The organism is Amycolatopsis sp. NPDC057786 (assembly GCF_042797905.1).
Lineage (GTDB): Bacteria > Actinomycetota > Actinomycetes > Mycobacteriales > Pseudonocardiaceae > Amycolatopsis.
The window spans coordinates 46,296-53,455 of record NZ_JBHVKW010000056.1 but is presented as its reverse complement, the minus strand read 5'-3'; the positions used below and the strand labels follow the sequence as shown (position 1 = coordinate 53,455).

The window sequence follows — 7,160 nt, the reverse complement described above, 5'->3', positions numbered from 1 at the left end:
CCTTCAACGTTGCGAAAGTGGCTTTCGCAACGTCGGCCGTGGCCGTGCCCGGCACCGTCCTGGTGAGCATGTCGCGAAAGCCACTTTCGGGACATCAGACGTCTCGAAAGTGGCTTTCGCGACACCGCCTCCAGACCCCCAGGGCTTACCACTCACGAGAGCGATGGGTCACGCGACCGTCGCGTCCAGGGTGACCTCGACGTTCCCCCGCGTCGCCTTGGAGTACGGGCACACCTGGTGCGCGCCCTGGACCAGTTCGTCGGCGGTGGCCTGGTCGATTCCGGTGGCCTCCAGGTGCAGCGCGGCGCTCAGGTGGAATTCGCCCGCTTCGGTGTCGTGGTGCAGTGTCACCTCGGCGACGACGGCGAGGTCCTCCAGCTTGACCTTCTTGACGCCCGCGACGCGGCGGACAGCGCCGACGAAGCACGACGCCCAGCCCGCGGCGAACAGCTGCTCGGGGTTCGTGCCGTCGCCGGAGCCGCCGAACGCCTTGGGGACGGCGAGGCCGACGTCGAGCACGCCGTCGTCGGAGGTCGCCCGGCCGCCGTTGCGGCCTTCCGCGGTCGAAGTGGCGACGGCGGTGTACGTGGTTTCAGACATGCCGCAACCGTAGGAATCCAGGCCTGACGGCGGCGACCGTCGGATGACGTCATTTCTGTACGTCATGGCTGGACGACGTACGCCGATGACGTCGTCCGACGCTCGCGGCCGTCGCGCGCGCTCGCCTACCTTCCGTTCATGTCCAGCCTGCCGCAGGAAGTCAGGTATCGCTTCACCGTGCTCGGCCCGCCCGGTTTCACCAGCGGCGGCACCCGGCTCGACCTCGGCTCGCCGCAGCAGCAAGCGGTCCTGACGGCGCTGCTGGCCAACGCGGGCAGTTTCGTCCGGACCGCCGAGCTGATCGACGGGCTCTGGGGCGAGCGGGCGCCTGCCACCGGCGAGGCCGTCGTCCGCACTTACATCTCCCGTCTCCGGCGGCTGCTCTCCTTGCAGGGCTTGGGTTCGGCGATCGTCTCGCGGTCCGGCGGCTACCGGCTGGACCCGGATCGCTTCGAGGTGGACGCCGTCGAATTCGCCGGGCTGATCGAGAGCGCGCGTCAGGTGCACAACGTGGACACGGCGGCGAAGCTGCTGGAACGCGCGCTCGGGCTCTGGACCGGAACGGCACTGGCCGGCGTCCCCGGCGAAGCGGCAGAACGGGAACGCTCGCGCCTGGAGCGACTGAAGCTGACCGCCACCCAGGAACTGCTCCGGCTACGTCTCGAACTCGGGAAACACGACGAGGTGATGGCCGAAGTGCCCATGCTGATCGAGCGGAACCGCCTCGAAGAACCGCTGTACGAGATCCACCTTCTCGCCCTTCACCGAGCCGGGCGCCGGGCCGAGGCGCTCGAACTCTACCGCTCGATCCACGAACTGTTCGACGAAGAACTCGGGGTTCGGCCGGGGCCGAAATTGCGGGCGCTGCACGAGAAGGTGCTTCGTGCCGAGGACGATCCTGCACCCAGCCTCCGTGATCCGGCCCCGCTGTTCGTCGGCCGCGAGCGCGAACGCGCGGAATTCCGGCGGCTGCTCGCGAGAGACCCGGCCGACGGTGTCGAAGTCCTGTTCGTCACCGGACCGCCCGGCATCGGGAAGTCGACCCTGCTGCGGAAGTTCGCCGACGACGCGGCGGCCATGGGCAAGCCCGTGCGGCTGTTCGACGGGCTCGACGATCCGGCGGTTGCCCTGCGCCGCCTGCCCGAAGACGCCACGGCCGTGATCGCGGGCCGGACCGGGCCGGACGCCACACTGCTGGTCGATCCGGCGTGGGCGGGGAGGATCCGGGTCCGGAAGCTCGAAGCCTTGAGCGAGAACGAGTCCGTGGCGCTGCTCGAAGCACGCGGTGTCGGCCCCGCGCGGCGGAAGTCCATTGTGGACTTCGCGGCGGGCAACCCGTTCGCGCTCTCGCTGGCCGCCGAGGTCGGCAGGTCACCGCGGTCCGACGCGGCACGCTACGTGGTGGACACGGTGTACGCGCATCTTGCCGGTGATCCGCCGACGGAGGCACATCGGTGGGCGCTCTATGTGTGCGCGCAGGCGGAGCACACCACCGAAGACCTCCTCCGGTCCGTGCTGCCGGGAGGACGGACGTCGGAGCTGTTCGACTGGCTCCTCGACCACCCCTGCGTCGAGACCGCCCCGCACGGCCTCGTCATCGGCGGTGTGTTCCGCGAGGTGCTCGACAGGCACCTCCGGTGGCGTGACCCGGCGGGCCGCGCGCGGATGCGCGGCCGGATCAGCCGGGTCACGACCGGCCGTTGATCAGGTTCGCAGCCACACCGCCGTGTCGGTCGGGAGTTCACCGTCGACCGGGCCACTGGCCATGAGCACTTCGCGGTGCGGCGGCAACGCCACCGGCTTGTCCGAGAAGTTCAGCACGAAGGCGAAACCCGGCTCGCGGGTGAACGCGAGCACACCGTCGCCCAGTGGCAGCCACTCCATCTCGCCATGCCCGAGCGCGGGAAGTTCGCTCCGAAGGCGCAAACCGGCGCGGTAGAGCCGGAGCATCGACGCCGGATCGGCCGCCTGCGCCTCCGCTGTGCTGGCGCGCCATTCCCCGGGCTGGGGCAGCCACGTCCCGCCGGTGCCGAAACCGAACGGCGGCGCGTCACCGGACCAGGGGAGCGGGACCCGGCAGCCGTCCCGGCCGGGATCGGCGCCGTTCGTCCGGGTCCACACCGGATCCTGACGCAGCTCGTCCGGGATGTCCTCGATCTCCCACAGCCCGAGCTCTTCCCCTTGATAGACGTACAGACCACCGGGTAGCGCCATGGTCAGCAACGCCGCCGCCCGCGCCCGCCGGGTCCCGAGTTCGCGGTCCACCGGGGTGCCGTGCAGCCGGTCGGCGAACGCGAAGCCGGTGTCGCCTTCGCGTCCGTACCTGGTCACGTGCCGGGTGACGTCGTGGTTCGACAGCACCCAGGCCGCGGGCGCGCCGACCTCGTCGTGCGCCGCCAGCGTCCGCTCGATGACGTCCCGGAACCGCGCGGAATCCCATGGGCACACCAGGAAATCGAAGTTGAACGCCGCGTGCAGTTCGTCGCGGCGAAGGTACCGCGCGGCCCGCGACATGTCGGGCAGCCACATCTCGCCGACCATCACCCGGTCGCCAGGGTAGCTGTCGGCGATCTTGCGCCACGATCGGTAGATCTCGTGCAGCCCCTCCTGATCGGAGAACGGCGTCTCGTCGCCGGGATCGACGTCGGGCAGCCGCGGGTCCTTCACCAGGCCGTCGGCGACGTCGATGCGGAAACCGTCGACCCCGCGGTCGAACCAGAACCGCAGCACGTCCTCGAAATCGGCGCGGATATCCTGGTTGTCCCAGTTGAAGTCCGGCTGGCGCGAGCTGTAGAGGTGCAGGTACCACTCGCCGTCCGGGACCCGTGTCCACGCGGAGCCGCCGAAGCGCGACTTCCAGTTGTTCGGCGGCTCGGAGCCGTCCGGCCCGCGGCCCGGCCGGAACCAGAACCGTTGCCGCTCCGGTGATCCCGGCTCCGCCGCGAGTGCCTCCTTGAACCAGCGGTGCTCGTCGGAGCAGTGGTTCGGCACGATGTCGATGATCACGCGGATCCCCTTGGCGTGTGCCGCGGCGATCAGCTCCTCCGCTTCGGCGAGAGTGCCGAAAAGCGGGTCGATCTCCCGGAAGTCGGCGACGTCGTAGCCGCCGTCGTCCATCGGCGACGGATACCACGGGGTGAACCAGATCGCGTCGATCCCCAGTTCGGCCAGGTAGTCCAGCCGCGCGCGGACGCCGGCGAGATCGCCGACGCCGTCGCCGTTCCCGTCGGCGAAACTGCGGATGTAGACCTGGTAGATCGCCGCGCTCCGCCACCATCCGGCGGACTGCCCCAATGCGGTCACGGAAGTGCCCTCCTCAGTCGTTTCGTGGATACCCCGAATGCGGCGAAGAATTCAGCCCTTGAGGCTGCCGGCGGTGAGCCCGGCGAGGATGTGCCGCTGGAACGCCAGGAACAGCGCCACCATCGGCAGGCTGGCCAGCACCATGCCGGCGACGAGCACGTTCAGCGGCATGTCGATGGCCACTCGCTGCAGCATCACCGACAGCGTCTGCTTTTCGGTGTCCGGGAACACCAGCAGCGGCCAGATGAAGTCCTTCCACGCGGCCACCACCGCGAGGATCGAGACCACGGCCAGGATCGGCCGGGAGATCGGCAGGATGATGCGCCACAGCGTGCGCACCGGTCCCGCGCCGTCGAGCCGGGCGGCCTCGATCAGCTCGTCCGGAATCTGGTCGAAGAACCGTTTCAGCAGGTAGATGTTGAAGGCGTTCGCGGCGGCAGGCAGCCAGACCGCCGCCGGCGAGTTGATCAGGCTGATGTCCAGCAGCGGCAGGTCGGTGATCGTCACGTAGGTGGGCACCAGCAGCGCCGCCGCCGGGAGCATCAACGTCACGAGCATCAGCCCGAGCACGACGTTGCCGAACTTCGGCCGCAGCTTCGACAACGCGAACGCCGCGGGGACGTCGATGGCGAGCTGGGCCAGCCAGGCGCCGCCCGCGACGATGACGGTGTTGAGGAAGTACTTGCCGAGACTCAGCTGGTCCCACGCGTCGGCGAAGGTCTCCGGATGCCATTCGTTCGGGATGAACGTCGCCGGCGTTTGCGCCAGCTCCTGCGGTGACTTCATCGCGCCGGTCACCGCCCAGTACAGCGGGAACAGGAACGCGATGACGAACAGGAGCAGGGTGCAGCCGAAGATCACGGCGTACCCGATCTTGCCGCCGGGGCTGCGGAGCGTGCTGGGGGAGACGAGCGTCCTCATGACTCATCCGCCTTCCGGGTCAGGCGCACGTACAACGCGGAGAACACCCCGAGCGCGACGAACAGCAGCAGGCTCAACGCGCTGGCCGAGCCGAAGTCGTTGTAGACGAAGGCGTAGCGGTACAGCAGCAGGAGCACGGTGACGGTCGAGTCGTCCGGGCCACCGCCGGTCATCACGTACGGCTCGGTGAACACCTGCATGGTCGCGACGACCTGCAGCAACAGCAGCACCAGCAACACGAACCGGGTCTGCGGCAGCGTGACATGGATGAGGCGCTTCCACAGTCCGGCGCCGTCCAGCTCCGCGGCTTCGTAGAGCTCACCGGGGATGGTGCCGAGCGCGGCGAGGTAGATCAGCGTGGTGCTTCCCATGTTCGCCCACGTCGACACGAACACCAGCGACAGCATCGACGTGTCGCTCGAGTCGAGCCACTGGCCGCCGGGCAGGCCCACGGCGCCGAGCGCGGAGTTGAACAGACCGGCACCCGGGTCGTAGAACCACTTCCACATCAGGGCGGTGACCACCGGCGGCAGCATCACCGGGAGGTAGACCGCGAGCCGGAAGAACGCCTTGGCGTGCCGCAATTCGTTGAGCAGCACGGCGGTCACGAACGGCACCACGAACCCGAAGACCAGGGCGAGCACGGTGAACAACACCGTGTTGCGCCAGGCGATGCCGAACAGCGGGTCTTCGAACAGGCGGGTGAAGTTGTCGAAGCCGACCCACGTCGGCGGGTTGACGAAGTCGACCTGCTGGAAGCTCAGCAGAACCCCGCGCACGATCGGGTACCAGGAGAACAGCGCGAACACCACGAGCGCGGCGCACAACAGGCCGTACGCGGTGAGATTCTCCTTGACCTTGCGGCGCAACCGGTTCCGGCGGCGTTCCTTGGCCGAAGCGACCGGGCGACCGGCCCGCGACGACGCTGTCGCGGGCCAGTCGAGGACGCTACTTGACCTGGGCGAGGACACTGTTGACCTTCGACACGGCCGACGACAGCTGCTGATCGATATTCGCGTTCCGATCGGTGAGCACCGCCTGCATCACACTGTCGAGAATGGCGTAGACCTGCTGCGCGTTCGGCGGTTCGATACTGCCCTTGATCCGCGAACTCGCGTCCACATAGGACTGGTAGTTCTCGGCGGGAACGTTGGCGTGCTTTGCCTTGATCGCGAGCTGCTGGTCGCGGACCGCGCCCTGCCAGACGTCCGGGGTCGGCTCGGCGGGCAGGCCCACCGGCTGTTTGCCGTCGACGTACTGCTGGACGTGCTTCTCGAAGCGCTCCGGGTTGAGGTACTTCCAGCGGACCCATTCCAGACCGGCCTTGATCTTCTCCGGCGAGGCCTTGGGGTTGATCATGTAGCCCTCGCCGCCGAGCAGCGTGCCCTGCCCGCCCGGCATCCCGGCGACGCCGTAGTCCTCGTACTTGCCGTTGAACTGCTTGACCAGCACCGGGACGTTGTCCGGGGCGGCCATGTACATGCCGAGCTGGCCCGCGCCCATCATGCGCTGGACGTCCTGCGCTTCGAGCAGTTGCTTGCTGCCCATGGTGTCGTCTTCCCACCGCATGGCGCGCAGCTGGTTCAGGGCGGACTTGGCCTTGTCGTTGTCGAACGCGGCGACCCATTTGTCGCCTTCCTTGCGGGCGACTTCGCTGCCCATCGAGTAGAGCCAGGCGGTCAGATGCCAGCCGCCCTGGTTGTTCTTGCTGTAGTCGGCGTATCCGACGGTGCCGTTGCCCAGCGCGGCGATCTTCTTCGCGGCCGCACGCACCTCGTCCCAGGTCTGCGGCGGTTTGTTCGGGTCGAGACCGGCCTTCTGGAACAGCGGGCGGCTGTAGACCAGGCCCATGCTGTAGTTCATCGTCGGCAGGCCGTAGAGCTTGCCGTCGGAGTCCCGGAAGTTGTCCAGTAGTTCCGGTTTGATGTCGCCGAAGTTCTTCAGGCCCTTGGCCGCTTCGGTGATGTCGGCGGCTTGGCGGCGCGCGATGATCTGCGCCGGATCGGTGAAGTAGACGTAGTAGACGTCTTCGAGCTGTCCGCCGGCGAGCTTGGCGGAGAACGTCTTCGGATCCATGAACCCTTCGTGGGGCTCGATGTCGATGTCCGGGTGGGTCTCCTCGAATTCCTTGACGTCGGCGTCGAATACGCCGCGCTCGAACGGCTGACTGGTCGGGGGCTGGCCGGTCACGGTGATCTTGACCTTGCCCCCGGTGCCTTCACCGGAACCGGAACCGCAGGCGGCCGCCCCCAGGGTGAGTCCACCCGCAAGGAGCAGGCAGAACATCCGGCGGCGCACGGTGGGGGACCAAGTGCTGCTCATCTTCAAGCCTCATC

6 protein-coding genes are annotated in these 7,160 nt (G+C 68.2%); 1 reads left to right on the top strand and 5 read right to left on the bottom strand.

Annotated features, from left to right (window positions below):
* Positions 1-168: 168 nt before the first annotated feature.
* Positions 169-600, bottom strand: a complete 432-nt coding sequence (locus ACFVM3_RS25635) for an organic hydroperoxide resistance protein (RefSeq protein WP_034316469.1) — start codon at positions 598-600, stop codon at positions 169-171.
* A gap of 138 nt (positions 601-738) precedes the next feature.
* On the opposite strand from ACFVM3_RS25635, the gene ACFVM3_RS25630 reads away from it, so the two are divergent.
* A complete protein-coding gene (locus tag ACFVM3_RS25630) occupies positions 739-2,304 on the top strand; it encodes a BTAD domain-containing putative transcriptional regulator (RefSeq protein WP_378442430.1) in 1,566 nt (521 codons plus the stop codon).
* On the opposite strand, the gene ACFVM3_RS25625 is transcribed toward ACFVM3_RS25630, so the two are convergent.
* Genes ACFVM3_RS25625 through ACFVM3_RS25610 form a run of 4 tightly spaced genes read right to left on the bottom strand, consistent with a single transcriptional unit; the run spans position 2,305 to position 7,146 of the window.
* Complete coding sequence (locus ACFVM3_RS25625) at positions 2,305-3,903, bottom strand: glycoside hydrolase family 13 protein (RefSeq protein WP_378442428.1); 1,599 nt, start codon at positions 3,901-3,903, stop codon at positions 2,305-2,307.
* A gap of 51 nt (positions 3,904-3,954) precedes the next feature.
* Entirely contained in the window at positions 3,955-4,824 is an 870-nt protein-coding gene (locus ACFVM3_RS25620) for a carbohydrate ABC transporter permease (protein ID WP_378442426.1), read from the bottom strand.
* Positions 4,821-5,795 carry a carbohydrate ABC transporter permease gene (locus ACFVM3_RS25615; protein WP_378442424.1) on the bottom strand — a complete coding sequence of 325 codons (975 nt, stop codon included), beginning with the start codon at positions 5,793-5,795 and terminating at the stop codon, positions 4,821-4,823. Before ACFVM3_RS25615 ends, ACFVM3_RS25620 begins: the two co-directional genes overlap by 4 nt.
* Positions 5,773-7,146, bottom strand: coding sequence for an ABC transporter substrate-binding protein (locus ACFVM3_RS25610; protein ID WP_378442422.1), 1,374 nt, complete (start codon positions 7,144-7,146; stop codon positions 5,773-5,775). Before ACFVM3_RS25610 ends, ACFVM3_RS25615 begins: the two co-directional genes overlap by 23 nt.
* Positions 7,147-7,160: the final 14 nt, after the last annotated feature.